Below are 25,007 nucleotides of genomic sequence, written 5' to 3' on the forward strand. Positions count from 1 at the left end.
CAGAGCCCCCGCCCGTCGACAACAAAAAGCGATACGCCATGAACCATTTCCTTGATATCCACAAAACCGATACCGCATCCCTTAGAGCGATGATCGATCAGGCCAGCGAAATGAAACAGGCCCGTTTGGGTCTCCGCAAAGCCGCGCCGGATGATGAACAGCCCCTCAAGGGCTGCATGGTTGCGCTGATCTTTGAAAAACCATCAACCCGGACGCGTGTTTCCTTTGATGTGGGCGTTCGCCAGATGGGGGGGCAGACTATGGTTCTGTCAGGGAAGGACATGCAGCTGGGCCATGGCGAAACCATCGCTGACACCGCCCGCGTTCTGTCGCGCTATGTCGATATGATCATGATCCGGACCTTTGACGAAACCATTCTGACCGAAATGGCCGAATATTCGGACGTGCCGGTGATCAACGGACTTACCGACCGAACCCATCCCTGCCAGATCATGGCCGATGTCCTAACCTTCGAAGAACATCGCGGACCGATCAAAGGAAAAAAGGTTGTCTGGACGGGCGACGGCAACAATGTCTGCGCCTCGTTCCTGCATGCTGCCGGACAGTTCGGATTTGACTTCACCTTTACTGGCCCGGCTCAGTTCGACCCCGAGGAAGAGTTCATGGGCTTTGCCCGTCAGCGGGGCTCAAAGGTCGTCGTCGAACGCGACCCCCATAAAGCTGTCGAAGGTGCTGACCTGATCGTGGCGGATACCTGGGTGTCCATGCATGATTCTCAATCCGCGAAAGAGCGTCGCCACAACCTGCTTCGCCCCTATCAGGTCAATGCCGAACTGATGTCCCATGCGAAACAGGATGCGCTGTTCATGCATTGCCTACCCGCACACCGTGAAGAAGAAGCAACTTCCGAGGTTATGGACGGCTCGAACTCGGTCATTTTTGATGAGGCCGAAAACCGCCTGCATGCGCAAAAGGCGGTAATGCGCTGGTGTCTAGGCGTCTAAGCCCTTCGCTTCACATCCCATACCCGCAATTTGGCGAGCGCCTGCGCGGTCGCCAAAACAACCAGCACACAGAGTGCAGTCTTGCTTATGACTTCCATCGTGCCTTCGATCAGCATCGCATGGATCACGCTGCCTAGAATGGTGATAGTTGCGAGCCCCGCATGACCCAGCCGCCAGATGCGAAACCGAAGGCGTAGGCGCGTTCGGTAAAGGGCCAGCACAGCGGCGCCAAAGGCGGCCCACATCGCGACAACACCCCAGGCGGAAAATGGTGTCGGTGAAACGAATAGCAGCGCATCAACAACATCAGGCGGGCTGGTGATCCACAAACCTCCGACATGCAATAAAATGGAGATGATCAGCGTGACGCCCAACAAGCGATGCAAGTTTCTGCTGGTCATTGGGGTCAGGCCAGGCAGGTCTCTGGCGGCGAGCAGGGGCTGAACCAACAGCAGACCTAGGCCGATGATCCCCGAAAAACCGGCCGCAATGTAGACAGGGTCGCGCCATGCCAGCAATGGGCTGAAGCCTGCGACCATCAAAGGAATGGCCAGTGCGGCAAACAGGCTCGCCCAGAGTGCGATTTTACGGATCACGAGGGTCAGATCGGTTGCAACACGAAATGCGCAGCCAGCGTTTTATCCTTAGAGCTGGACATCACCGGGCGCAGAAACACAGTCTCATATGTGCCACTGTCATAGGCCAGGTGACCATGTGGTTGACCAAAGGCTGGAACGATTTGTGGCATTTCCAGCCGGAATTCACCATTTGCATCCGTTAGTGTCGCGCCATGGCTTTGCGGATCGCGCTCGTGCCCTTCGGTGGTATGGGCCCAGATCTGGATGCGTTGACCCGGCAAGGGAGCCCCATCGCCCGCGCGGCGCACCGAGCCTGTCATCCAAAAGCCGCCGCCACCGATCCGTTCAACGATCGGAGCGCCCGGGCGATAATTGTTCGACCCACCTCGCATCGATGGAGTAGGAGCAACGCCAGCCGCCAGTGCCGGTGTAAATCCGCCTGCTAGTGCGGCTGTTCCGGTAGCGATCAGGTTCCGGCGCGTGATTAGTAGGCGGGTCATGGATACTCTCCTGTCGAACCTAATGCAGCCCTTCGTTCAATGGCCTCTATATCCAAAGATAGCACATGCGCGGACGATTCCGAGGTCGCGTCGAATGGAATCGCAAGGTTTCGCCCTCACGCCTCTGTGAGGTTTGGTGCCTGTTGCCAACACTGATATCTCCCTGCACGCAAACTGTGCGTTGATGCGCTTTTACCGCACACGTTTCGCCCTATATTCACATTTGTGAACGCAATATGGCCCCTCGGGCCGCCCGACTGGGAGAGCAGGAATGAGTTGGAATCCGACCCACAACCCCGAATGCCTATCCGAAAACCCGGCATTGGACACTTTGATCATCCCGCGCGCGCGTGACCTCGGAGGGTTCGAAGTGCGCCGCGCACTTCCTTCGGTTCAGCGGCAGCTTGTGGGGCCTTTCATTTTTTTCGACCAGATGGGCCCGGCGGAATTCATCACCGAAGGCGGAATCGACGTGCGCCCTCACCCCCATATCGGGCTGGGTACCGTGACTTATCTTTATCAGGGTGAGTTCGAGCACCGCGACAGCCTGGGAACCCACCAGATGATCTATCCGGGTGAGGTCAACTGGATGGTTGCCGGACGTGGCGTGACCCATTCAGAACGTACGAGCGATGAGACCCGAGGCAAGCGAAACAGTCTGTTCGGTATCCAGACTTGGATCGCCCTGCCAGAACAACATGAAGACATGGCCCCTGATTTCGAGCATCACAAACAGGCTGCATTGCCGCATATTCAGGATGCCGGTGTCAGCGCGCGGCTGATCTTGGGTACAGCCTATGGCGAAACAAGCCCGGTGACCATGCTGTCTGAAACCTTCTATCTGGATGTGCAGCTCGACCCTGGTGCATCCTTCCCGCTGCCCGACGATCATGAAGATCGGGGCGTTTATGTCACCGAAGGTCAGGTTGAGATCGCCGGAGACAGGTTCGACGCGGGGCGCATGATGGTTTTCCGTCCGGGAGACAAACTTTCGGTTACGGCGGGGCCTCTTGGCGCGCGGCTCATGCTGTTGGGCGGGGCGACATTGAACGAGGACCGGTATATCTGGTGGAACTTTGTATCCTCGTCGAAAGAAAAGATCGAAACCGCAACCCGCGAGTGGAAAACCGCAGATTGGGCCAATGGCGCATTCCACCTGCCGCCCGGGGATGATCAGGAGTTCATTCCGATTTCAGAGGAATTGGAACGCACCAAGCCCCGTCTGGCACGGTGAACGCGACGTCATTGAGCCATGGGCTTGTCCCGGGCTGAGAACCCGGTGATCCTTTGTTAAGCGGAGGGATCGCCATGAAGATTGTCATCGCTGGGGCTGGCAGTATCGGATGCTATTGCGGTGCGCTGCTGGCTGATGCCGGTCACGAAGTCACCTTGCTTGGGCGGCCCCGGGTATTGGAACCGATCCGAAAGCAGGGCCTGACGGTCACAAACTATGCGGGGCTGCATCGCCATCTGCCCGCGCAGAAGCTGACTCTAAGCGATGATCCCAAATGCCTCGGTGGTGCCGATGCGATCATCGTGACGGTAAAATCTGGGGCCACGTCTGAAATGGCGGGTCTGATTGCTATTCATGCGACACAAGGGGTGCCCGTTCTATCTTGGCAAAATGGGATTCAGAATGTCCAAACCCTGCGCGACGCATTGCCTGGCTACGACGTGCGCGCGGGCATGGTACCGTTTAATGTGGTCCCGACTGAACCCGCAACCTACCACTGTGCCACATCCGGTGACATCGTAGTTCAGACCGGTCCCGGAAACTTGGCTGAACGCCTGAACAGCCCTAATCTGCCAATTTCGGCAAGCGATCAAATCGAAGCGGTCCAGTGGGGCAAACTGGTCATCAATCTGAACAACGCGCTGAACGCCTTGTCCGGACTAACACTTGTCGATCAGTTGATGGATCGCCAGTGGCGCCGCTTGATGGCCGATCAAATGGCTGAGGCATTGAATGTGCTGAAAGCTGCGAGCAAGCCGGTCGCGTCGACTACGCCGTTACCCGCCGGCCTGGCACCTTTCATTCTGCGTCTGCCAACGCCGATCTTTATGCGTGTTGCGTCGAAGATGCTGACGATTGACCCAACCGCACGCACTTCGATGGCCTATGATTTGATGCAGGGTCGCAAAACGGAAATCGATAGCCTTCAAGGTGAGGTTATGCGTCTGGCAGAACAAATGGGCATGAAGACACCAATTTGTACTCGAGTTTCTGATTTGATCCAACAGCGACCCACGCCACCCATGCGCCCACAGGAGATACGGCCCGGGGCAAAGGCGGTCGGAAGCAGGTAGATCAGTCTGGATAAGACCTTGCCTTTGATGTTCCTGGCGGATTTGCCCGGGGCGCTGACAGCGGGTGTTTTCCAACGTCGATCTATGTTGCTAGACCATCTCCGCGGCAGCATGAACGATCGATGCTCTCTATGGATTGCCGAACCGACTATTTCAATCAGCCCCATCAAGACCTTCAACTGAGCACCATGTGCGGCCGGGCGACACGAGAGCTCGCGGTGTTAAAGTGCCAGTGGTTTCCCAGTAACGGGGCAGCGAGTTCTGGCTGGCTTCGACACGTGCTACTCGACCTTAAGTAGCAAGGCCTGCAATTCTGGCTCTCTGACCAAAGTGGCCGCCGTTTTGGGGGTCACCCAGTTGCGCTTACGTTGGCCAATTTCGGGGAATTCATCGGCCAGCGCGCGTACCGCAACACGATAAACGCTTGTCAGAACCGGCTGTGCTGAACCGTCTTTTAGTATTTTGTCGTAGGTGAAGTGGCCGAACGGGTTCTTTTCAACCATGTCAGCTTCAACGCCGGCCTCTTCCCAAGCTTCTTGCGCGGCGGTTTCTGCGCCATCCAGTCCGTCAATCGGCCAACCTTTTGGAATTATCCAACGTCCGGTATCGCGGCTGGTAATCAGCAGAACTTCGGGGCCAGCATCGGTTTGTCGCGTGCACAGGGCTGCAAATTGCACCCGACGCGGGCGCAGAAACAGGGGTTTTGCGACCTCTTCCCATATGTTGCGAAACCAATGTGACATAGTCAAAATATCAGGTGCTTTTCTCGATTCTTCGGCCGATCAGGTAACCATTGAGTCATGATATTTCAACAAATCCGTGACCAAAAGATTAATGTTTTACCCATTTTTAAGGAAATATGTGTCTTTTTGTGGGCTTTGGCGGTTGATCCCCCCGATTTACCTCAGCTTCTGCGGCGTTTGGCGCGCAGGGTAGGGTCTGCTTGCGTCGGATCTTCGGGCCACGGGTGTTTGGGATACTGCGCTCGCATATCTTTGCGGACATCCGCATAGGACCCGGACCAGAACCCGGGCAAATCCCGCGTGATCTGAATAGGGCGCTGCGCAGGGGACAGCAGGGTGATCTTAAGCGGCGCGCCTGCGACAACGGGATGTTGCGCAACCCCGAAAAGCTCCTGTAGGCGAACTGCGATTTCAGGTACGTCGCCTCCATAGTCAATCGGCACTTTGCGCCCCAATGGCGTGCTGAAAGACCCCGGCGCACGCTTGTCCAACTCTTGCATCTGTTCCCAATCCAGCCGCGCCCGGAGCGCGGGTAGTAGGTCAAAGCGTTTCCAGTCTTCGGCGCTGCGCACGCCAGACAGCATGGGCAATAGCCAATCTTCGATTGAAGACATCAGCCCTTCGATTGAAAAATCCGGCAGATCAATCCCATCGGCGCGTACCAGTTCGACCCGCGCGGCAAAACGCGCGGCGGCGCCTTCCAGGCGCAGCCCCAGATCGCGCACACCGTCCAGCATAGCTTGTACCACGGTGTCATCGGGAGCGTCTTTCCACAGGCGGTCGCTCAGGGTGATTGCGCCAAGCCGTTCCTGCTGTCGCGCGATTACGCGCCGTTCGCGCTTGGACCAGGTGCAGGTATCGACCCAACACAGTTGGTCAGCGAACTGATCGCGGATATCGCGTTCGGAAATCTGCACCGCCATCCGTACGCGGGCTTCGCGCGGGTTCCCATCGGTGTCGAGCACGACAAGATAGTGCGCATTGGCCAGGGTATCCTCGTTTTCCAGTACCACGCCTTTACCGCCCGACAGGACATAGCGCGGCGCATCCCCTCTGCGCCGTTGCCCGATCCGATCGGGATAGGCCAGTGCTGCTATTGCTGCGGCGCTGAAGGTTTCGTCCTGAGGTTTGATCATCGCGCGCAGACGTTTCGTTTCGCCCTTGATCCGATCCACGACGCTTGGATTGACCTGCCAGGGCTTTTCCCTTTGAAAAGCGCGTGTATCGCGTATCGCAGCCATCCTGAGGGTCAGATCGACCGGAGCGCCCTTAAGGGGATCTCGTTCAGCCAGTAACGCGGCCAGCGGGGCTGCCTGTGTTCCGGCGCGAACCAGCATATGGCCCAAACGCGGGTGTAGAGGCAGGGATGCCAAACGCCGCCCGTGATCTGTGATCCGCCCTTTGTCATCGAGCGCGCCAAGCATTCGCAACAGGGATCGCGCCTCGGCCAATGTGCCATCAGGTGGAGAGGTCAGAAACGCAAGATCACCAGCTTCCGCACCCCATAAGGCAAGCTCTAACGCCAGCCCGGTCAGGTCAGCGGCCTCAATTTCTGCGGGCGGATAGGAGTGCAAGGCACCTTCCTCGCCCTTTGACCACAACCGATAGCAGACCCCTTCGGCCACACGGCCCGCGCGGCCAGTTCGCTGGGTGGCTTCGGCCCGCGTGACACGCTCGGTCACCAGCCGCGACATGCCCGAGCCCGGATCGAACCGCGCCCGTCGCGCCTGACCCATATCCACGACCACGCGGATGTCGGGAATTGTCAGTGAGGTTTCTGCGATTGACGTTGCCAGCACAATTTTGCGTCCGGCCTCAACCGGTGCTATGGCTGCGCGCTGGGCGGCAAAGGGCAGGGCACCAAACAAGGGGCGTAACGTGCAGGTCTTTGGCAAGCGCCGGCTGAGCGCGGCTTCGGCCCGTCGGATTTCACCTTCACCGGGCAGGAAAACCAGAATGCCGTCGCCAATCGCCTGTGTCTCGGACACTGCCGTTTCAACCAGATCAATCAGCGCATCCAACCGTCTGGCCTGTGGGCCCAACGGACGGTCCAGCCAGCGGGTTTCAACCGGATAGCTGCGCCCTTCCGAGGTCACGAGAGGGGCTTCCATTAACCGCCCGACCGGCTCAGCGTCCAGCGTGGCCGACATCGCCACGAGGATAAGGTCATCGCGCAAAGCCCCAGCTACCTCAAGGCACAGCGCCAGACCCAGATCGGCGTTCAGGGATCGTTCGTGAAACTCATCAAAGATCACTGCCCCGACACCAGGAAGATCAGGGTCAGATTGCAGCATTCGGGTCAGGATGCCTTCGGTCACGACCTCAATCCGTGTGGCGTTCGAGGTTTTGGCCTCACCACGGACCCTGTAGCCGACGGTTTGACCCGCGCGCTCACCCAGCGCCTCCGCCATGCGTTCAGCAGCCGCGCGCGCGGCCAAGCGGCGGGGTTCCAACATTACGATCTTACCGGTACAAAGACCGGCCTTTAGCATTGCCAGAGGAACGCGGGTTGTCTTACCCGCGCCCGGCGGGGCTTGCAGAACGGCGCGCCCATGGTCCCTCAGGGCAGAAATCAGTTCGGGCAGCGCGTCGTCTATTGGCAATCGTGTCATACCGCCTTATCGCCAAAGCGCTGGTCAACGTCCAGAAGGCCCCGCCAAAACACTGGATGCGCTCTGGACAATTGCGGCGCGGCACCGTCATTTAGGGCAAATCACCAAAAAAGGCCGGGCGGATGGACATTGCTGAATTGGGTGAAAGGATCATGCAAGGTGAGCGCCGGGCCCTGGCGCGCGCAATCACGCTGGTTGAGAGCATCCGTGCAGATCACCGGGAGCAGGCCTCGGAGCTTCTGAGTTATCTGGCGCAATCAGGCAGGCAATCTCTGCGGATTGGCCTGTCGGGTACGCCTGGTGTGGGTAAATCCACCTTCATAGAAAGCTTTGGCATGATGTTGACCGGGCAAGGCCTGCGCGTTGCTGTTCTTGCCGTCGATCCAAGCTCGGCCCGGTCCGGGGGGTCTATCCTGGGTGACAAGACCCGGATGGAACGTCTGAGCCGTGATCCAAACGCCTTTATCCGGCCTTCTCCCAGCCAAAGCCAGCTTGGGGGTGTTGCCCGTCGCACGCGCGAAGCCATCGCGCTGTGTGAGGCGGCAGGATATGATGTCGTATTGATCGAAACCGTGGGCGTCGGCCAGTCGGAAACTGTAGTGTCCGACCTCTCGGATCTGTTCCTGCTGCTGCTTGCTCCGGCGGGCGGGGATGAGTTGCAGGGTGTCAAACGCGGTATAATGGAGATGGCAGATATCATCCTGATCAATAAGGCCGATGGTGACCTGAAGGCGACGGCGACACGCACCTGTGCGGACTATGCCGGTGCCCTGCGCCTGTTACGCAAACGCCCGCAGGACCCGGAGGGGTTTCCCAAAGCGATGACAGTCTCAGCCATTGAAGAACATGGCCTCGACCAAGCCTGGACAGAAATACAGTCGCTCAGCCAATGGCGGCGGGACAACGGGTTTTGGACAACAAACCGAGCTGCACAGGCCCGCTACTGGTTCGATCAAGAGGTTCGGCATGCTCTGCTGGCCCGTCTCGACACACCCGAGGCGCGCCGGGAAATGGATGAGCTGAGCACTGAGGTGGGTCAAGGTACGATCAGCCCCACGACCGCAGCGCGGCATATGTTGGCAAAACTCGCCGCCAGTTGATTAGTCTTCGGTTGTTTTGGCCGGGGCCTTGATGCGCGCGGCGTCTCATCGCACTATGGTTGCGTATTCTATCGGATCATGCCGATCTGGTCGTGTAAATGGTTGCTATCTTAGACCTGACTGTTGCTTGGGAATAGAGGACCATGCCCAATATAAGGGGTACCAATGGCAACGACATAATCGACGTTACCGATGACAACGGTACGTTGAATGGTACGCCTCAGGGTACTCCGATTGACAATATTCGCGGCCGTGGAGGCAGCGACCAGATCACGGTTACGAACAGCACGGTTATTGGAGTTGTACGTGGCAACGGGGGTGGTGACGACATTACCATCACCGGCAGCACAGTCGGAACACTGAATGCCGGAGGAGGCGCGGATACCGTCGTTGTCCGTGGGTCAGACATCAGCAGCATTGCATTGGGGAATGGCAACGATACGCTGGATTTCCAAAGCACTAGTGTGTCAGGTACGGTCGAAGGCGGCGGTGGTACCGATACGCTGAACCTACCCGAAGGTACCGTGATCACTGACAGTACGTTCGGCACAATCACGGTTGTGGCCGGCACGAGCTATTCGCTGTCCAGCGGGTCGTTTACCCTGCCGTCGGGAACAACTGTCACGTATACAGGGTTCGAAAATGGTGCCGGGTTTCCGTGCTTTACCCGCGATACTCTGATTTCGACGGATTGCGGGTTTTGCCCGATCCAGAAGATCACGGCCGGGGACAGGGTCCAGACGGTTGGATTGGGACCCCAAACTGTGCGTTGGGCGGGGCGGCGGGCATTCAAAACCCGTGATCTTGAACAGGACCCCAAACTACGCCCGGTGCGCATCGTGGCAGGCGCCTTGGGACAGGGGATGCCGAACCGCGATTTGCTGGTCTCGCGCCAGCACCGGATGCTGGTCCAATCCAAAATCGCGCAGCGCATGTTCGGAGCGCCCGAAGTTCTTATTCCGGCGATCAAGCTGACCTCAGTGCCGGGTATCTATGTCGATCACGAGGTGCGGTCGGTCGAGTATTTCCACTTGCTGTTTGACCGACATGAGGTGATCTATGCCGAAGGTGCCCCAACCGAGAGCTTGTATACCGGGCCCGAGGCGTTGAAATCGCTCAGCACCTCCGCGCGCCGTGAGATATTCAAGATATTCCCGGAGCTGGCGGATCACGATCACAGCCCCGACCCGGCGCGGCTGATCCCACGTGGCAAGTTGCAGACCCGGCTGGTTTCGCGTCATTTAAAAAACAATAAACCCCTGTTGCATGCGCCGGTCGCGCCGGCATTCAGAGAAGGTACAGAGGGCGCAAATATTCCGCGTAACCCGTCTTGACCCTTCCTGCGATTCCCACTACACGCATCCAACCAGTTTTCGGGCGCGACTTCGGGTTGCGCCCCTTGTGATTTGGCCGCAGGCGTTTTGCCCGGCCTCCAGAAACAAAGGAAGAAACCATGTCGCGCCGTTGCGAACTGACCGGAAAAGGCCCGATGACTGGCAACAATGTCAGCCACGCCAAAAACAGAACTCGTCGTCGTTTTCTGCCGAATCTGAATGATGTCACCCTGCAGTCCGAAACCCTGGGCCGTGGCGTTAAGCTGCGTATCTCGGCGGCTGCGCTGCGTTCTGTCGATCACCGCGGTGGTCTGGACGCGTTCCTGGCGAAGGCCAAGGATGAAGAGCTGTCTGCGAACGCATTGAAAGTGAAAAAGGAAATCGCCAAGGCACAAGCGTCGGCGTAACCCTCTTTGACATTCCGTTTGAATGACCCCGTACCCGATTGGTGCGGGGTTTTTCGTTTTGCGATTCAGCTCGGGCCCCAAAAAAGTTCAAATAAATTGTAACGACCGTGAAACAGTTCACATACGCGCGCAGATGTAGGGCGTATGTTGACTACATTCTTTGGGCGGGGGCCGAGTGATGTCGTTAAAGAGTTTCTATATTTTCCTGTTGCTTTCGACCGTTCTCAAAAAAGCAATTTTAGCCTGCACGCGTATTCAGCGTCAGGTGAATCGCTCCCATACCAGCCTGACTAAAGGGGTCGTTAAACGGCCTGGGCTGGATTACTAAGAGACGCTTCAAGCGCGACTGTTTGGCGCTTGAAGCGTTTCATCTGTCTGGCCTATATGCAGGTCAGGATGAGATCTGCGTTTCATAAGTTTTTGCCGGTAATTTTATCTCTGCTGCTGGTTCTGACCGGGCAGAGTATTGCGGTTTCGCGCGGCGTGGATATGGCGACGGGCCAGATGGTCCTATGTACCGGAAACGGCCCTGTTGTGGTCTATTTTGACGCAAATGGACAGCCTACAGCCCCACCACATTACTGCCCCGACTATGCGCTGACCCTGTTGGGGGCGGTTGCGGATGTGCAACCCGCGCAGCCTGAGGCCCCGGCGCATCGACTTCCCACGCCATTGCGCGATAAAGGCAGCCTTGTCGCATCGCCCATCCCGGATACACCTGCGCGTGCACCTCCTGTCTTGGTCTGATCCCATTCATAGTTTTCATACCGCTAGACACTTAAGGAGAGGCACAATGTCCCTCAAAACAACCCTGTTCGCCACTTTTGCAACCGTTCTTCTGGCCGTTCCGGCCTTTGCCGACAGCCAGATCATTGTTGACGACGCCTACGCCCGTTCATCCGGCAAAGCCGCCAAAGCGGGCGCCGCGTTCATGATGATCCAGAACCAGGGCGAGACGGATGACCGCTTGATCAGTGCAACATCAGATGCCGCAGCCCGGGTAGAGTTGCACACGCATAAGATCAACGATGATGGCGTGGCTCAGATGGTCCATGTCGAGGAAGGCTTTACCATCCCAGCAGGCGAGACCTACATGCTCAAACGCGGTGGTGCGCATGTGATGCTGATGGGGTTGAGGGCTCCATTCGAGCATGGTGCCACGGTTCCTGTTACATTGGTGTTTGAGCAGGCCGGAGAGGTCGTTCTGAACATCCCAGTGGATCTGGAGCGCCAGGACAAGCATGGTCACGACCACGGATCCCATTCGAACTAGCAGCAACGCCTGTCTTCGGGCCGCTTTGCGGCCGTCATCCATGCGTCAGGCTGGGCAATGCCCGGCCTGTTTGCATAGTCGCAAGTGTTAGTCCCTAGTGATGAATGGTCTTCATGCCGATCCGGTTGTTGGCGCTGCGCAGGCGGTTTGCCAGCCAGAACATGACAACCGCAATGGCAAGCGCCGAGAAGGCAATCGCCCATCCCAGCGCGACCAGTGCAATGGCGGGCCAGATCATCAACACCAGACCCACGATCAGTGCCGCAATCCCCGAACCGCGCATCGAACCGCGTTGCGGATCACGCTCATTCATCTGCTGCGACGCAGCCAGCGAGCCGATACCAATAATCAGCGCCCAGGCCCCCAACAGGAAAAAGGCCAACTTCACGGTGCCCTCAGGCCAGATCAGCAAGATCAGTCCGATCAGTACTGCACCGATGGCTGCGCCACCCAACAGGCCCCGGCGTCCGACCCCAAGCAGCGTTAACCCGCCATCAATGACCAGCAGGGCCCCAACCAGACGCAGCAGCAAGGCAATGCTGCCAGAGGGCCAGAAAAGCGCGGCAATACCAACAGCACCGGCCAAAATGCCGCGAATTAAGAAGGTCCACCAAAGACTGGACAACTGAGCGCTAAGCTGGTCGCGGTCGGCCATGCTGCCGTCTTCGAGAATTTCACCAGTTTTTGGGTCTTGATCTGTCATGGTGCGGCTTCTCCTGAAGGAGGTGATGCGTTTGGTCTTACAATTTTGCTGCTCATGTTGTCTTAAGTCTTAGCCATCAGCAACCGATCAACCCATCTGGGTACAGTTTCGGTTGCTTTGCCCAGCAACCGTTCATCGAAACCACCGCCTGTCGGCTCCAGATTGATTTCAATGGTGTGCGCCCCTGCTGCCTGCGCTTCGTGCACAAAGGCAGCGGCGGGGTAGACCTGTCCAGACGTGCCGATTGCGGCAAAGATCGAAGCGGTGGCGAGATGATCGAAAATCTGGTCCATATGATAGGGCATCTCGCCGAACCAGACGATATCAGGCCGTCCGGACGGTGCGTCGCAGGCCGGGCAGGGCTCGTCAGGGGCCATTTCTGGCGGTGCTGTCCATCGATGACCACAAGCTGCACATAGTGCACCAGACAGGATACCATGCATATGGATGACCCCTGAAGCGCCGCCAGCCTCATGCAAGCCATCCACGTTTTGTGTCACTATGACCACATCACCCCAAACCTGTTGCAACCGCGCGAGGGCCCGATGCGCAGCATTGGGGTGGACCTGAGCGGCCTGAGCCCTGCGGGTGTTGTAAAATCCCTGAACCAAAGCCGGATTCCGGGCAAACGCCTCGGGGGTTGCGACGTCTTCGATCTTGTGTTGCGCCCATAGCCCGCCTTCATCCCGAAAGGTGCTAAGCCCGCTTTCGGCGGAAATGCCTGCTCCGGTGAGAATGACGATCTTTTCCATTTGTCCTCTGCGCGATAGAAGATTGCATATGACACAGCGTATCCTCTTTGTGTGTTTGGGCAATATCTGTCGGTCACCTGCGGCAGAGGGTGTGTTTCGCGCCCAAGCCCCGCATCACACAGCCGACAGTGCTGGAACTGCGGGTTGGCATATTGGCAACCCGCCTTATGGCCCTATGCAATCTTCTGCGCGTGCCCGTGACGTCGAACTGGGCAGTCTGCGCGCCAGGCAGTTTGTGGCTGAGGATTTTGATCAGTTCGACCTGATCATAGGAATGGATGCGGACAACATCGCGAATGTCGAGGCCCTGAGGCCAGATGGAAACGACACGCCCGTTCGGCTGTTGACAGAGTTCGCGCCCCAAGCCGGTGCCGATCATGTACCCGATCCTTACTATACGCGGGATTTTGACGGGGCGTTGGATTTGATCGAGATCGCCGTCGCCGGGTTGGTCGATCACTTGGATGGGTCGTCTAGCACCTTCAATTGATCACTGAGCCAGGGCAGTTTTGCCGTCGCTGGGTCAATGATCTGGCTTTGCATCAAGCGCCGCATCATGCCTGCCACCTCTTGCGGCACCTGATCGGACCAGTCCGTTCGGGTGAACAATGAAATGGTGCGGGCAAATGCGCCAAACGGGCAGGGATGGACCTGCAAGTCGTCGTGAAACCGCGCCGCGCGCATATAGCCCAGCGGCGTTGTAATGGCCCAGCCCAGACCGCGTGCAACCATGGCCATCAGCGCCAGGTGCGAGCCGATCTCGAACCGTTCTTCATAGTCAATCTGCTGACGGGCCAGATGCCCTTCGATTTGGCGGCTGATCAGTTGCTCACGTGCGTAGCGCAGAAAAGGCAGGTTCTGCACGACGGTCTGCGCATCACCCGCGCCAGCCGGAGCGACCAGTATGAACGGATCCTGTACCAGCGGGTACTCGATGACACCTTCCAGCACTTCGCCGCTATGGGCGGAAACCGCCAGATGCAGGCGTTGGGCCTCTAACTCGGCAAACAGGTCCAGGCTGGGCAGGGTGATGAGCTTGAATTTTGATCGGGTCAGGCTGTCAGCCAGCAGTGTCGCCAGCCGAGGTGTTAGGTCATTGTCGAAATCGTCGATCAGGCCAATGGACAAAGTTGTGAGATGCCCCAGATCCATCACGGTCAATTCGCTTTGCGCCATTTGCAGCTCACCCAGCACCGCCTGGGCGCGGGTCAGAAAACTGCGTCCGGCCTGGGTCAGCCGCATCGGCCGCCGTCCGTGATCGACCAGATCGGTGCCCAAAGCCTTTTCCAGATTGCGCAACTGTTGGGAAACCGAAGGTTGGCTGAGCCCCGTGATCTCGGCCGCCTGCGCCACCGATCCGGTCCGTGCCAGAGCCTCAAACACCTCAAGGCCCCGCAGGGTCAGCCCTTTCATCACCATCGCACACACCTTTCGCTGCGCCTTTTCTGAGGCGCAGGGCGGGTCAGGTCAAGGACTGACAGGGGTCAGCTGCAGATCGCCTGCGCCATCTGGCCAAAGTTCTGATACCGATCCCACAGCGCATCATCGCGCGCGGTCTGCGACATCTTCAACTGCTGCGCCTGATGCGGGTCTTCGAACCACTTGGCAACGGTCTTCTGATCGCCACGCGTCAACGCCTGATCCGCCACGCGCTGAATGCAAGAGCACCGAGCCCGCGTCGCCGCCTGACGATCTGATGCCAGACACGCCCGCTTGATCTGAGACGCGTCTGCAACCGAAGCAACCGCCGTCAGCGATGCCGCGCAAAATGCGATGAGGAGGAACTGTTTCATGCTAGAGCCTCGTTCTTTGCCTGCCCGGACGGGTCTTATGCCCCTCTCGGTCTGCGGCGGAGTATGAATCAAACCGGGGAAGGGATCAATCATACGTTGCGAAAAAGTGATTGCACGGGTTGGAAACACCCTACCCCGTAGGCAATGCTTCAGCCCGACACCAGTCAGGGCAGGAAAGGCAACCAGTCTTCGATGGCTTTGATTAGCTTATCGAGCGCGTAGTAACCGCCCACCAACGGCCCACCTTGCTTTATAGCAGTTACGATAGCCGTATCCACTGCAAGATCGGCCTTGCGCCCAATCCATTTGGCGAGCGCTAAGAAGCCAGTTTTGAGGCTCCTGAGGATTGCCTCAATCCATTCCCGTCTAGGGTTTTCCTCTTCCAATGCAGTCGAGAGTTCTTCGGTAGCGTCCCAGATAAAAATTATTGGGCCGGATAAACGCTCATCTTGGATGCTCTCAGGAGGGTTGTTGCCTCCGATACCGTGGCGCGCAGTGGACTGAAGCTTCAAGCTATCTTTTAGATCACCTAAAGTAACTTCAACCTGCTGCCGAGCGCGAATGCGTTCGATTTCTGCCGCGATTGCATCTGGGCCGGATCCCCAGATGTTATCATCGATTTGGGCGACTTTTCTTAGAAGTGTTGGCTCCAAACTCGGACCATTTAAGAAATTGCGAAACCACTCCGACCAAAATGACCAGCAACGTTCAAACTCCAAGAAATCAGCGAGATTTTGCCCCAACTCTAGTTCAGTTGGAAACGTAGACGTCGGCGCCGGATTTGTAGCTGCATTGGAGAGGGCCGAGCCGATGAATACCGACCCTTTAGGGTGATCAGCCAGCACGTTGCGAGTGAGTTCAAATGCTTCAACTGTAAAATGGTCTCGGTCTGTCCTTGTGAAGCTATCTGCGAAGAAGGTCTCGCAAAGAGGCTTTAACGCGTTTCCAATTCCATAAAGGTAGGAGTTTTCTGCAGTTGGGATCGAGTTGCGATTTCCATTGTCAAAACTCTGAGCATCAAAAGCAGGCGAAAATCTGACCGATGTCGTACTGTTTCCGACATTACGGGCGAAAAACTCAGCGCAATTAAATGCAAGATCAGCCGCATCAAATTCTTCGGTATTGGTCGTGTCTAGGCAGGTTTGGATCGTCAACAAAATTCGCAAGTAAGCAAGAGTGGTCAATGCCGGAAGCGCTTCATAGTCATAAGTGAGACGTTGGCCTCGCGCAGCAGGTGATCTGTCGTAAACACCCTGGTCGCGATCTGTAGCTCCTACTGGTCGCATCTTATACGGACCGGTTGCTCCAAATGCATACATCAGCTTTCGGAAAGTTAGACGGGGCGAGTTGGTAGATGTGGACGCAAAAGACGGGTCATGCGGATCGTTTGTGCTTTCATCCATTGACCAAACTCCAAAATCTAATCATATCCCCAACCCATGACAGACCTCGCTCATATCCGCAATTTCTCCATCGTCGCGCATATCGACCATGGCAAATCCACCCTTGCTGACCGGCTCATCCAAGAGACCGGAACGGTCAAGGATCGCGACATGAAGGAGCAGCTGCTCGATAGCATGGATATCGAGCGGGAACGCGGCATCACCATCAAGGCCAACACGGTTCGCATCGACTATACCGCCGACAATGGCGAGCAATATGTGCTGAACCTGATCGACACCCCCGGACACGTGGACTTCGCCTATGAGGTCAGCCGCTCCATGCGGGCGGTCGAGGGCTCGCTGCTGGTCGTGGACTCGACCCAAGGGGTCGAGGCGCAGACGCTGGCGAATGTGTACCAAGCCATCGACGCCGATCATGAGATCGTGCCGGTGCTGAACAAGATCGACCTGCCTGCCTCCGATTGTGACCGCGTGGCCGAACAAATCGAGGACGTGATCGGCATCGACGCGACCGACGCCATTCAGGTCAGCGCCAAGACAGGGCAGGGCATTCACGAAACGCTTGAGGCCATCGTGCAGCAACTGCCCGCACCGCAGGGCAATCTGGATGCTCCGCTCAAGGCGATGCTGGTCGACTCGTGGTACGACGCCTATCTGGGCGTCATCGTTCTGGTCCGCATCATGGACGGCACGCTGAAAAAGGGCATGCGGGTCAAGTTCATGTCGAACAACACCCTGCACCATGTCGACCGCGTCGGCGTTTTCCGGCCCGAGATGGAGATGGTGGACTCGCTCGGCCCCGGTGAGATCGGCTTCCTGACGGCCTCCATCAAACAGGTTCGCGACACCCGCGTTGGTGACACCATCACCAATGACCGCAACGGCACCGAAGAGGCCTTGACGGGCTTCAAACCTGCGCAGCCGGTGGTGTTCTGTGGTCTCTTCCCCGTCGACAGTTCCGAATTCGAGGACCTGCGCGATGCGATCGACAAGCTGGCCCTGAACGACGCATCCTTCTCGTTCGAAATGGAAACCTCTGCCGCTCTGGGCTTTGGCTTCCGCTGCGGTTTCCTGGGCCTTTTGCACCTTGAGGTCATCCGCGACCGCATCGAACGCGAATATGATATCGAGCTCATCACCACCGCGCCGTCGGTGATCTATCACGTCTACATGAAAGACGGCGAGATGATCGAGCTGCACAACCCCGCCGACATGCCTGACCCGTCCAAGGTCGACCATATCGAGGAGCCGCGCATCAAGGCGACCATTCTGGTGCCCGATGAATACCTCGGCGACGTACTGAAACTCTGCCAGGACCGCCGCGGCATCCAGCTGGACCTGACCTATGCGGGCAGCCGCGCCATGGTCGTCTATGACCTGCCGCTGAACGAGGTTGTGTTTGACTTTTACGACCGCCTGAAATCGGTGACCAAGGGCTATGCCTCGTTCGACTACCAGATGACCGGCTACACGCAGGATAATCTGGTCAAGATGTCGGTGCTGGTGAATGACGAACCGGTTGACGCGCTGTCGACCATGGTTCACCGCGACCGGGCCGAGATGCGGGGGAGGGCGATGTGCGAAAAGCTCAAGGACCTGATCCCGCGCCACATGTTCAAAATCCCGATCCAGGCCGCCATCGGAGGCAAGGTCATCGCGCGCGAGACCCTCTCGGCCCTGCGCAAGGACGTGACCGCCAAATGCTACGGAGGCGACGCCACCCGGAAACGTAAACTGCTGGACAAGCAGAAGGCGGGTAAAAAGAAGATGCGTCAGTTCGGGAAGGTGGATATCCCGCAGGAAGCGTTTATTTCCGCACTTAAAATGGATTCCTAATCCATTTTGAGCGCGAGTGCGCGAAAGCGTTTGGCAAAGCCAAACGCGTGCGGCACCCAGTGCAGTTTGAAAGCCGTTTGACAGCTAATAGCTGGCCACTTTTACGGCGGATGGGCGAAAGCGGTTGGCGCAGCCAACTGCCTGCCCACTCAGTTGGGATGGAAGCGAAGATTCATGGGGTTAGCTTTATTTTTCCACTTTCATCTCTAACAACATACTGCCCACCCTCGACACCTATTCGTGCCATCGATCCGTCCTCAATCGTCCAGTGCATGCGTCGCCCGGTCCACTTTAGAGTTCCATCAGCAAAGTCAGGCTTGGCGTAATCGATACGATTTATCTCGAAGCTTTCTTCCGATTTGCGCTCAAAGTATATTTCTTCGACACAATCCAAGGTTAAGTGCCGGTCTGCATAGCTTGGGACAATTGCCACATTTGGACCGCGTCCTGTGGCCTGTACACTTGGGTATATTATGCATCCCAACCCTTCTCCCGCTTCAGGGGTGATTGGGAACTTTTCTATGCCTTCGATAGCGAGGTTTCCGGATAGTACCTTTTCTGCAATCGCTGCGGTCACTTTGTAGTCATTTGAATAGCTATGATGCACTCGGCTATTAAATTTTGTTTCGATGAATGTGTCGATGATCTCTTGTGTTCTGCTCGGAGCCAAGTTGGCGTGACCTACTTCTTCTGGAAGTAATTCTAGTGCGAAGAAGTCTTTGGGTGCCACCCATCTAGAAACATAGATTGTTCCACTTGGCTTATCAGGACCAATAACCTCAGTGAATATCGCGCCAAGAACGAAACCACCGTAGAACATAGGATTGCCGGGCGAGTTACAGCGCTGATACCCGGTTACTGACGCCGCAGGAGGAGCTTTCAGATCTTCAATACGACTGAATTTTTTGTCAGATACGCGTCCGCGATAGATCATTTGATCTTTCGCCAAAGACATTACTTTTAGAGCGTAGCCTGTGAAAAGTTCCTCCACTTGTGATTTTAGAGTTTGGTAGTTTGATCGGCTCAAACGCACGGAGTTTATTGCTCTAATAATTTGACGAGCACGTTGCCTTGAGATCTTAGATTGCTCCAATTTATTCACTCATCTAAATGGGTAGTTTCAAATGACATTGGTTAAGTAGTGTTACAAGTCACGCAAGTCGATTATTGGTTAGTGCGGCAAGTTGCACGAAATTGAAAGCTCCCGCCCGGCGGCACCGCCGGCCCGCGCCGGCCCGCCCCCATGGGGCGGCGCCTTTGCGCCTCCCCTCGGGCCGGCGCTGCCCTCGGTTATGTTGATTGAACGACTTTGAAAGCCCGCCCTACGGGTGGATTGGTGGGTTGAAAACCCACCCTACGTAGGATGGGTTCTTAACCCATCACCCCCACTGTGACCCACCTCACAGCCCTGACCCCTCCCGCCTGCTACACTTGACCCAACAGAACCCTCTGCAGGAGGCGCAGATGTCCACATCCATGATCTCCATCATCGCCCTCGGGTCGGCGGGTCTCTATTCCGTGGCCATGATCGCGATGAAGTTCTGGTGGAAACTCCCCGGCGTGGGTCTTGGCCTGTTGATCGTCGCGACCCTGCTGGCCGGGGCAACGCTCGAACTCGCCGCCCTGCGCGAGGAACGGCTGGGCATCATCTACACCGGCATTCTTGGGGCCGAGGTTGTTCTGATCGCCATCGCCTCGTATTTTCTGTTCGGCGAGAATTTCTCGTACCGTGAAGCCTTCGGCATCAGCCTTGTCATCATCGGCACCGCGCTGGCCTGGGCCTGAGCGCGCCCGGTACTTAACGCCAATCTAAGCCCTTCATGAAGTTTCCTTTAGGTAAGTTGCAACCCGTCCTCACCCTCCCAATCTGTGGAACACGGGCCGCTGATGGCCTCAACCTCAGGGAGGAAAGCTCATGACCAGATTTATGACTGCCGGAGCAGCCGCTCTGGCTACGAGCCTCGCCCTCGGCACCGCTGCCGCCGCCGACACCACACCCGATCTGCGTGGAACTTGGACAGCCAGCCAAACCACCGTGTCGCCCTCGAATTCGGCCACCGGTGCTGCACCGCGTTTCAACAAGTCGGAATGGGTGCTCGACATCAAGGTGCAACATGACAATGCGTTCTGGGGGCCCAGCATGTGGCGCCGCAGCGCTATGGATGATTGGACGATGTACGAAGCGACGGGTTCGATCAGTCAGGATGGCTCGGGCAGGATCGGCATCATCGAGAGTTCTGCCGAACCTACTACCGGAATCAACGCGCTGATCGATGCGCGATATGAGGATGGCAAGATCTACGCAGATTTCCGTAGCCTGCGGACTGGAACGACCTACAGCACTGTTCTGGAACGACAGGTGAACTGAAGCGTCTCCGGCCTGATCTATTGTAGGGGGTACCAGCTGCCCAAGCGGGCGGCGTTTAGTAGGTATTTATGATCAGGTCGGGACGCTTCTCAGAACCAAGCCCGCTTTGGTCGTCGCCCATCGATTCGGGCTCAACCAAGGCGGGATTAATCAAGTTTCGGCTGCAGGTGGCCTTCGCACCTGCAGCATCGACTGGGTTTCGAGCGTTTTTCTTCGGTTCGGACTTTTCCACGCGCAAGCAGGCCAAGTTACAAAACTTCTCGATTTATCCACATCGCCCTCCCGGCGGATATCAACAGGTTATCCCCGTCAAATTTTCATGCTGCAGTGCTATTTTCTTGCTGGTTTCAGGCCGCAATGTAACAGTGAGATCACCGCAGCACTTCCTCGGAACAGGCAGCGGGGCGCAAGGGCCAGGGGGCCAACGCAGGTTCGGGTGAGTTTTAGGATTTGCTCGGGTTTGCAGGGGCTTACCGGTTGCTGAGCGGTCGAGTTGGGTGTCAGATCCCGGGTCGATAGGTCAGCTTCTCAAAATGGGTCTTGAGCGCTGTAACGGCCTTCGGGTCGAAGCGGCAGTCGCAGCTTCGAAAGGGGCTGAGGCAACTGGATCAGGGTGCCCCTTGGGGCGCGCTGAACCGGTAAGGCGTCAGGAGTGTCCGCAAGGATACATGCAAAGACCGCGTCTGCGCACCTGACGCCTTTTCCTATTCTGGTTCCATACAGGCCATCATCCAAGACCCCTTCGAATGGAAACGGGGTTCCTTCGTGTGAACGAAAGAACCCCGTCTTTGTGTCAGATAATGCAGTGCCGCGTCTATGCACCTGTAGCGCCAAGACTAGTGGTTCTAGATTAGAAGATCAACAATATGTTGATGAATTTTGGCGCGGCTCCGCAATATACTGGGCTTGTCAGATGTTCTCTTGAACCTCAGTGGCCGCATTCTGGATTGCATCCCCTGCGTTTTCGATATCTTTGCCCGCGCCTTTGGCGGTTTCGCAGGCGGTCAGGGCCAACAGGCTCAGGCCAATCAGGATTGCTCGGATCATATTCGTCTCCTTGGTGGTCGATCATGATTTCGGTAGCACCTTTTCCCAAGCGGGACCAGCATCAGCGGCGCTGTTCGTGGCAAAAGCGGCGGGCCCGGTTGAATATGACCTGAGTTAGCACCAGCGATCAACAATCTCACAATCGGCCTGCGAAGTGAGGTGCACCCCTTGCAGCCCCCCAAAGGCAACACTAAGACTCGGGTAACACTTGTTGGGATACTCTCCCGATCCATAGCAAAGCAGGCAGGTTAAGAATGTTCGATCCCGTAGAAACCTACATGAATACGCTTGTCCCCATGGTTGTCGAGCAGACCAGCCGGGGTGAGCGAGCCTATGACATCTTCTCGCGTCTGCTGAAAGAGCGGATCATTTTCATTAACGGCCCGATCCATGACGGGATGAGCCATTTGGTGGTGGCACAGCTGCTGCATCTTGAGGCGGAAAACCCGAACAAGGAAATCTCGATCTACATCAATTCGCCCGGCGGCGTGGTCACCAGCGGTTTGTCGATCTACGACACAATGCAGTACATCAAGCCGAAATGTTCCACATTGGTGATCGGTCAGGCGGCCTCGATGGGGTCGGTTCTGCTGGCCGGTGGCGAGAAGGGAATGCGCTTTTCGCTGCCCAACAGCCGTATCATGGTGCACCAGCCCAGCGGTGGCTATCAGGGTCAGGCGAGCGACATCATGATCCACGCGGCCGAGACGCAGAAACTGAAAGATCGCCTGTATGATATCTATGTGCGCCATACAGGGCAGACAAAAAAGGCGGTTGAAAAAGCGCTGGATCGTGACAATTTCATGAGCCCGGAAGAGGCCAAGGACTGGGGCCATATCGACGAGATTGTCGAGAACCGCGCCAAGATGGACACGGAAGAAGCCTAAGAAACATGCCTGGCGCCATCGGCGTCGGGCGCATTTTTGAGATTGTAGCCGCCACAGTGCTGGCCTAAGCTGCATGAACATGCGCAAGCGCGGCCCCGAATGAGGGGCAGTGGACGAAGCCCGAAAGGTAGATCATGGCGACGAATTCAGGCGGTGACAGCAAAAACACGCTCTACTGTAGCTTTTGTGGAAAAAGCCAGCATGAAGTGCGCAAGCTGATCGCGGGTCCAACCGTTTTCATCTGCGATGAATGTGTCGAGCTTTGCATGGACATCATTCGGGAAGAGACCAAAGCCAGCGGGCTGAAATCTTCTGATGGGGTGCCAACGCCCAAGGACATTTGTGAGGTGCTGGACGACTACGTCATCGGTCAGGCCACGGCAAAGCGTGTTCTCTCGGTGGCGGTCCACAATCACTACAAACGTCTGAACCACGCGCAAAAGGCCGGCGGTGATATCGAACTGGCGAAGTCCAACATTCTTTTGATCGGCCCAACGGGTTGCGGCAAGACATTGCTGGCCCAGACGCTGGCGCGCATTCTAGATGTCCCGTTCACGATGGCAGATGCAACCACTCTGACCGAGGCGGGCTATGTGGGTGAAGATGTCGAGAACATCATCCTCAAACTGCTGCAGGCCAGTGAGTATAATGTTGAACGCGCACAACGCGGTATCGTCTATATTGACGAGGTCGACAAGATCACGCGCAAATCAGAAAACCCATCGATCACGCGCGACGTCTCGGGCGAAGGGGTGCAGCAGGCTCTGCTGAAGCTGATGGAAGGCACTGTGGCCAGCGTACCGCCTCAGGGCGGTCGCAAGCACCCGCAGCAGGAATTCCTGCAGGTGGACACGACCAACATCCTGTTTATCTGCGGCGGTGCTTTTGCGGGGCTGGACAAGATTATCGCACAGCGTGGCAAAGGCTCTGCCATGGGCTTTGGCGCTGATGTGCGTGAGAATGATGATCGCGGTGTCGGTGAGATATTCAAGGACCTGGAACCCGAAGACCTGCTGAAATTTGGTCTGATCCCGGAATTTGTCGGCCGCTTGCCGGTTCTGGCGACATTGGAAGACTTGGACGAAGACGCACTTGTCACAATTCTGACCAAGCCCAAAAACGCATTGGTCAAGCAATATCAACGTCTCTTCGAACTCGAAGACGCCGAGTTGGCCTTTACGGATGATGCGTTGAAAGCGATTGCCAAAAAGGCCATCGAACGCAAGACCGGCGCGCGCGGGTTGCGATCGATCCTCGAAGATATCTTGCTGGACACGATGTTCGAGCTGCCGGGCATGAAGAACGTGACCGAGGTGGTCGTGAACGAAGAAGCCGTGACCTCTGTCGCACAACCTTTGATCATCTATGCCGAAGCGGCAGAATCTGCGTCAGCTGGCTAAACGGTAGAGCTGCTGAGGGGGTTTTGTCGTCGTGGGGTGACATCGTCGCCTGATTGACGCGGTTCCTTCTGAATCTAGCTAACAATATCTCGGAGCACGCGGCAGAGTATCGCTCACTCTTTCGATATATAAGCCGTGCGCTCCATTCCCGCGAAAAGGTTGAATTGCAATGAAACGAATTTCTTCTGGTGGCGAATTCGAAGCCAAAGTTGGCTATTGCCGCGCTGTTGTCGCTGGAGGATGGGTGCATGTCGCCGGAACTGTTGGACAGGGCGAGGACGTTGTCGCTCAATGCAAGTCCGCTTTGTCGATCATCGAAAAAGCGCTGTCAGAGGCGGACGCAGGATTCTCGGACGTGGTGCGTGTAACGTACATTCTGCCCGATCGTCATGAGTTCGAAGCTTGCTGGCCCACACTGGCCGAAACATTTGGCGACAATCCACCCGCGGCTACGATGATCGAATGTGGCTTGATTGATCCGAAGTACCGGATCGAAATCGAAGTGACGGCATTCTTGCCTGACTAAGCAGATCGTACGGGCAGCACTGGACCTTGGCGCGCCTTTGGTCCATACCATTCCCGAGCACTTTGCCGGAGGCACCTGATGGGCATTCTGAACACTCTTCTGCGGGCCGTGACCTGGTGGAACGGGGCAACCCTGAACACCCAGATTTATACCGCGCGAAAAGGTGTGAAAGTTGGCGAAGACAACGAAGGCAACGTCTTCTATCGCAATGCGGATGACAGCAAACGCTGGGTGATTTTCAATGGCGAAGCCGAAGCCAGCCGCGTTGATCCAGATTGGCATGGCTGGTTGCATCGTACCTGGGATGAACCGCCGACCGATAAGCCGCTGCCTCATAAATCTTGGGAGAAACCGCATCAGGAAAACCTGACGGGCACCGCTCTGGCTTACACTCCGGCAGGATCGCTGCGCAGACCCGATCCGGTCGAACGCAAAGACTATGAGGCCTGGAGCCCCGAATAACAGAGGCGAGC

General features: G+C 56.9%; 27 protein-coding genes. 16 read left to right on the plus strand and 11 right to left on the minus strand.

The window, feature by feature from the left end; translation table 11 throughout:
* Positions 1–38 precede the first annotated feature (38 nt).
* On the plus strand, positions 39–965 hold the full coding sequence (argF, locus tag ACR0JE_RS09495; protein ID WP_480863990.1) for an ornithine carbamoyltransferase: 927 nt from the start codon (positions 39–41) through the stop codon (positions 963–965).
* On the opposite strand, the gene ACR0JE_RS09500 is transcribed toward argF, so the two are convergent.
* A complete protein-coding gene (locus tag ACR0JE_RS09500) occupies positions 962–1,558 on the minus strand; it encodes a ferric reductase-like transmembrane domain-containing protein (protein WP_480547286.1) in 597 nt (198 codons plus the stop codon). The two genes, argF and ACR0JE_RS09500, sit on opposite strands and share 4 nt — an antisense overlap.
* 8 nt (positions 1,559–1,566) lie before the next feature.
* On the minus strand, positions 1,567–2,043 hold the full coding sequence (locus tag ACR0JE_RS09505) for a twin-arginine translocation pathway signal (protein ID WP_480546519.1): 477 nt from the start codon (positions 2,041–2,043) through the stop codon (positions 1,567–1,569).
* Positions 2,044–2,314: 271 nt separating this feature from the next.
* Between ACR0JE_RS09505 and ACR0JE_RS09510 the strand changes: the two genes are divergently transcribed.
* Together ACR0JE_RS09510 and ACR0JE_RS09515 are read left to right on the plus strand one after the other, a co-directional pair.
* On the plus strand, positions 2,315–3,277 hold the full coding sequence (locus ACR0JE_RS09510) for a pirin family protein (RefSeq protein ID WP_480863991.1): 963 nt from the start codon (positions 2,315–2,317) through the stop codon (positions 3,275–3,277).
* A 74-nt stretch (positions 3,278–3,351) separates the two neighbouring features.
* Positions 3,352–4,350 carry a 2-dehydropantoate 2-reductase gene (locus ACR0JE_RS09515; RefSeq protein WP_480863992.1) on the plus strand — a complete coding sequence of 333 codons (999 nt, stop codon included), beginning with the start codon at positions 3,352–3,354 and terminating at the stop codon, positions 4,348–4,350.
* A gap of 281 nt (positions 4,351–4,631) precedes the next feature.
* Here the strand turns inward: ACR0JE_RS09515 and ACR0JE_RS09520 are convergent, their stop codons facing one another.
* Positions 4,632–5,093: an NUDIX hydrolase gene (locus ACR0JE_RS09520; protein ID WP_480542140.1), complete on the minus strand. Its 462-nt coding sequence runs from the start codon at positions 5,091–5,093 to the stop codon at positions 4,632–4,634.
* A gap of 161 nt (positions 5,094–5,254) precedes the next feature.
* Positions 5,255–7,705, minus strand: a complete 2,451-nt coding sequence (gene hrpB / locus ACR0JE_RS09525; protein WP_480863993.1) for an ATP-dependent helicase HrpB — start codon at positions 7,703–7,705, stop codon at positions 5,255–5,257.
* 122 nt (positions 7,706–7,827) lie between these two features.
* Between hrpB and meaB the strand changes: the two genes are divergently transcribed.
* The 5 genes from meaB (at position 7,828) to ACR0JE_RS09550 (ending at position 11,819) form a co-directional block, all read left to right on the plus strand.
* Positions 7,828–8,805 carry a methylmalonyl Co-A mutase-associated GTPase MeaB gene (gene meaB, locus ACR0JE_RS09530; protein WP_480863994.1) on the plus strand — a complete coding sequence of 326 codons (978 nt, stop codon included), beginning with the start codon at positions 7,828–7,830 and terminating at the stop codon, positions 8,803–8,805.
* 143 nt (positions 8,806–8,948) lie between these two features.
* On the plus strand, positions 8,949–10,139 hold the full coding sequence (locus tag ACR0JE_RS09535; RefSeq protein WP_480863995.1) for a Hint domain-containing protein: 1,191 nt from the start codon (positions 8,949–8,951) through the stop codon (positions 10,137–10,139).
* 119 nt (positions 10,140–10,258) lie between these two features.
* Positions 10,259–10,546 (plus strand): 50S ribosomal protein L28, encoded by a 288-nt coding sequence (rpmB, locus tag ACR0JE_RS09540; RefSeq protein WP_039532366.1) that lies wholly within the window; start codon positions 10,259–10,261, stop codon positions 10,544–10,546.
* A 396-nt stretch (positions 10,547–10,942) separates the two neighbouring features.
* Complete coding sequence (locus tag ACR0JE_RS09545) at positions 10,943–11,293, plus strand: hypothetical protein (RefSeq protein ID WP_480542148.1); 351 nt, start codon at positions 10,943–10,945, stop codon at positions 11,291–11,293.
* Positions 11,294–11,339: 46 nt separating this feature from the next.
* Positions 11,340–11,819 carry a copper chaperone PCu(A)C gene (locus tag ACR0JE_RS09550; protein ID WP_480863996.1) on the plus strand — a complete coding sequence of 160 codons (480 nt, stop codon included), beginning with the start codon at positions 11,340–11,342 and terminating at the stop codon, positions 11,817–11,819.
* A gap of 94 nt (positions 11,820–11,913) precedes the next feature.
* Here ACR0JE_RS09550 and ACR0JE_RS09555 read toward each other — a convergent pair whose 3' ends face one another.
* Positions 11,914–12,522 (minus strand): HdeD family acid-resistance protein, encoded by a 609-nt coding sequence (locus ACR0JE_RS09555; RefSeq protein ID WP_480826711.1) that lies wholly within the window; start codon positions 12,520–12,522, stop codon positions 11,914–11,916.
* Between the two features lie 62 nt (positions 12,523–12,584).
* Complete coding sequence (locus ACR0JE_RS09560; RefSeq protein ID WP_480863997.1) at positions 12,585–13,274, minus strand: NAD-dependent deacylase; 690 nt, start codon at positions 13,272–13,274, stop codon at positions 12,585–12,587.
* A gap of 28 nt (positions 13,275–13,302) precedes the next feature.
* Here ACR0JE_RS09560 and ACR0JE_RS09565 point away from each other — a divergent pair, with 28 nt between their 5' ends.
* The gene (locus ACR0JE_RS09565; RefSeq protein ID WP_480542156.1) at positions 13,303–13,764 is read left to right on the plus strand and encodes a low molecular weight protein-tyrosine-phosphatase; all 462 of its coding nucleotides are present in this window, start codon (positions 13,303–13,305) and stop codon (positions 13,762–13,764) included.
* Here the strand turns inward: ACR0JE_RS09565 and ACR0JE_RS09570 are convergent.
* The 3 genes from ACR0JE_RS09570 to ACR0JE_RS09580 all read right to left on the minus strand — a co-directional run bounded on the left by ACR0JE_RS09570 (position 13,731) and on the right by ACR0JE_RS09580 (position 16,470).
* Positions 13,731–14,693, minus strand: a complete 963-nt coding sequence (locus ACR0JE_RS09570; protein WP_480863998.1) for a LysR family transcriptional regulator — start codon at positions 14,691–14,693, stop codon at positions 13,731–13,733. The two genes, ACR0JE_RS09565 and ACR0JE_RS09570, sit on opposite strands and share 34 nt — an antisense overlap.
* A 65-nt stretch (positions 14,694–14,758) precedes the next feature.
* Positions 14,759–15,067, minus strand: coding sequence for a hypothetical protein (locus ACR0JE_RS09575; RefSeq protein ID WP_480863999.1), 309 nt, complete (start codon positions 15,065–15,067; stop codon positions 14,759–14,761).
* A gap of 164 nt (positions 15,068–15,231) precedes the next feature.
* The gene (locus ACR0JE_RS09580) at positions 15,232–16,470 is read right to left on the minus strand and encodes a hypothetical protein (protein ID WP_480864000.1); all 1,239 of its coding nucleotides are present in this window, start codon (positions 16,468–16,470) and stop codon (positions 15,232–15,234) included.
* A 36-nt stretch (positions 16,471–16,506) separates the two neighbouring features.
* Here ACR0JE_RS09580 and lepA point away from each other — a divergent pair, with 36 nt between their 5' ends.
* Complete coding sequence (lepA, locus tag ACR0JE_RS09585; protein ID WP_480469237.1) at positions 16,507–18,306, plus strand: translation elongation factor 4; 1,800 nt, start codon at positions 16,507–16,509, stop codon at positions 18,304–18,306.
* A 172-nt stretch (positions 18,307–18,478) separates the two neighbouring features.
* Here the strand turns inward: lepA and ACR0JE_RS09590 are convergent, their stop codons facing one another.
* Positions 18,479–19,399 (minus strand): hypothetical protein, encoded by a 921-nt coding sequence (locus ACR0JE_RS09590; protein ID WP_480864001.1) that lies wholly within the window; start codon positions 19,397–19,399, stop codon positions 18,479–18,481.
* A gap of 371 nt (positions 19,400–19,770) precedes the next feature.
* Between ACR0JE_RS09590 and ACR0JE_RS09595 the strand changes: the two genes are divergently transcribed.
* Positions 19,771–20,091, plus strand: a complete 321-nt coding sequence (locus ACR0JE_RS09595; RefSeq protein WP_480864002.1) for a hypothetical protein — start codon at positions 19,771–19,773, stop codon at positions 20,089–20,091.
* 130 nt (positions 20,092–20,221) lie between these two features.
* Positions 20,222–20,674 carry a hypothetical protein gene (locus ACR0JE_RS09600; protein WP_480864003.1) on the plus strand — a complete coding sequence of 151 codons (453 nt, stop codon included), beginning with the start codon at positions 20,222–20,224 and terminating at the stop codon, positions 20,672–20,674.
* Positions 20,675–21,583: 909 nt separating this feature from the next.
* Here the strand turns inward: ACR0JE_RS09600 and ACR0JE_RS09605 are convergent.
* Positions 21,584–21,721: an entericidin A/B family lipoprotein gene (locus tag ACR0JE_RS09605; protein WP_480546555.1), complete on the minus strand. Its 138-nt coding sequence runs from the start codon at positions 21,719–21,721 to the stop codon at positions 21,584–21,586.
* Positions 21,722–21,975: 254 nt separating this feature from the next.
* Here ACR0JE_RS09605 and ACR0JE_RS09610 point away from each other — a divergent pair, with 254 nt between their 5' ends.
* From ACR0JE_RS09610 to ACR0JE_RS09625, 4 genes are all read left to right on the plus strand, one after another.
* Entirely contained in the window at positions 21,976–22,608 is a 633-nt protein-coding gene (locus ACR0JE_RS09610) for an ATP-dependent Clp protease proteolytic subunit (protein WP_480497281.1), read from the plus strand.
* A gap of 134 nt (positions 22,609–22,742) precedes the next feature.
* Positions 22,743–24,008, plus strand: coding sequence for an ATP-dependent Clp protease ATP-binding subunit ClpX (clpX, locus tag ACR0JE_RS09615; RefSeq protein WP_170530864.1), 1,266 nt, complete (start codon positions 22,743–22,745; stop codon positions 24,006–24,008).
* Positions 24,009–24,177: 169 nt separating this feature from the next.
* Positions 24,178–24,534 carry a RidA family protein gene (locus tag ACR0JE_RS09620; RefSeq protein WP_480542170.1) on the plus strand — a complete coding sequence of 119 codons (357 nt, stop codon included), beginning with the start codon at positions 24,178–24,180 and terminating at the stop codon, positions 24,532–24,534.
* 78 nt (positions 24,535–24,612) lie between these two features.
* Positions 24,613–24,996: an NADH:ubiquinone oxidoreductase subunit NDUFA12 gene (locus tag ACR0JE_RS09625; RefSeq protein WP_170530861.1), complete on the plus strand. Its 384-nt coding sequence runs from the start codon at positions 24,613–24,615 to the stop codon at positions 24,994–24,996.
* Positions 24,997–25,007 lie beyond the last annotated feature (11 nt).

The sequence above is a fragment of the Ruegeria sp. H3 genome, assembly GCF_056533095.1.

Coding starts and splice junctions, on each gene's coding strand:
- argF (WP_480863990.1), top strand. CDS start 39: ATGAACCATTTCCTTGATATCCACAAAACCGATACCGCATCCCTTAGA.
- ACR0JE_RS09505 (WP_480546519.1), bottom strand. CDS start 2,043: ATGACCCGCCTACTAATCACGCGCCGGAACCTGATCGCTACCGGAACA.
- ACR0JE_RS09510 (WP_480863991.1), top strand. CDS start 2,315: ATGAGTTGGAATCCGACCCACAACCCCGAATGCCTATCCGAAAACCCG.
- ACR0JE_RS09515 (WP_480863992.1), top strand. CDS start 3,352: ATGAAGATTGTCATCGCTGGGGCTGGCAGTATCGGATGCTATTGCGGT.
- ACR0JE_RS09520 (WP_480542140.1), bottom strand. CDS start 5,093: ATGTCACATTGGTTTCGCAACATATGGGAAGAGGTCGCAAAACCCCTG.
- hrpB (WP_480863993.1), bottom strand. CDS start 7,705: ATGACACGATTGCCAATAGACGACGCGCTGCCCGAACTGATTTCTGCC.
- meaB (WP_480863994.1), top strand. CDS start 7,828: ATGGACATTGCTGAATTGGGTGAAAGGATCATGCAAGGTGAGCGCCGG.
- ACR0JE_RS09535 (WP_480863995.1), top strand. CDS start 8,949: ATGCCCAATATAAGGGGTACCAATGGCAACGACATAATCGACGTTACC.
- rpmB (WP_039532366.1), top strand. CDS start 10,259: ATGTCGCGCCGTTGCGAACTGACCGGAAAAGGCCCGATGACTGGCAAC.
- ACR0JE_RS09545 (WP_480542148.1), top strand. CDS start 10,943: ATGAGATCTGCGTTTCATAAGTTTTTGCCGGTAATTTTATCTCTGCTG.
- ACR0JE_RS09550 (WP_480863996.1), top strand. CDS start 11,340: ATGTCCCTCAAAACAACCCTGTTCGCCACTTTTGCAACCGTTCTTCTG.
- ACR0JE_RS09555 (WP_480826711.1), bottom strand. CDS start 12,522: ATGACAGATCAAGACCCAAAAACTGGTGAAATTCTCGAAGACGGCAGC.
- ACR0JE_RS09560 (WP_480863997.1), bottom strand. CDS start 13,274: ATGGAAAAGATCGTCATTCTCACCGGAGCAGGCATTTCCGCCGAAAGC.
- ACR0JE_RS09565 (WP_480542156.1), top strand. CDS start 13,303: ATGACACAGCGTATCCTCTTTGTGTGTTTGGGCAATATCTGTCGGTCA.
- ACR0JE_RS09570 (WP_480863998.1), bottom strand. CDS start 14,693: ATGGTGATGAAAGGGCTGACCCTGCGGGGCCTTGAGGTGTTTGAGGCT.
- ACR0JE_RS09575 (WP_480863999.1), bottom strand. CDS start 15,067: ATGAAACAGTTCCTCCTCATCGCATTTTGCGCGGCATCGCTGACGGCG.
- ACR0JE_RS09580 (WP_480864000.1), bottom strand. CDS start 16,470: ATGGATGAAAGCACAAACGATCCGCATGACCCGTCTTTTGCGTCCACA.
- lepA (WP_480469237.1), top strand. CDS start 16,507: ATGACAGACCTCGCTCATATCCGCAATTTCTCCATCGTCGCGCATATC.
- ACR0JE_RS09595 (WP_480864002.1), top strand. CDS start 19,771: ATGTCCACATCCATGATCTCCATCATCGCCCTCGGGTCGGCGGGTCTC.
- ACR0JE_RS09600 (WP_480864003.1), top strand. CDS start 20,222: ATGACCAGATTTATGACTGCCGGAGCAGCCGCTCTGGCTACGAGCCTC.
- ACR0JE_RS09605 (WP_480546555.1), bottom strand. CDS start 21,721: ATGATCCGAGCAATCCTGATTGGCCTGAGCCTGTTGGCCCTGACCGCC.
- ACR0JE_RS09610 (WP_480497281.1), top strand. CDS start 21,976: ATGTTCGATCCCGTAGAAACCTACATGAATACGCTTGTCCCCATGGTT.
- clpX (WP_170530864.1), top strand. CDS start 22,743: ATGGCGACGAATTCAGGCGGTGACAGCAAAAACACGCTCTACTGTAGC.
- ACR0JE_RS09620 (WP_480542170.1), top strand. CDS start 24,178: ATGAAACGAATTTCTTCTGGTGGCGAATTCGAAGCCAAAGTTGGCTAT.
- ACR0JE_RS09625 (WP_170530861.1), top strand. CDS start 24,613: ATGGGCATTCTGAACACTCTTCTGCGGGCCGTGACCTGGTGGAACGGG.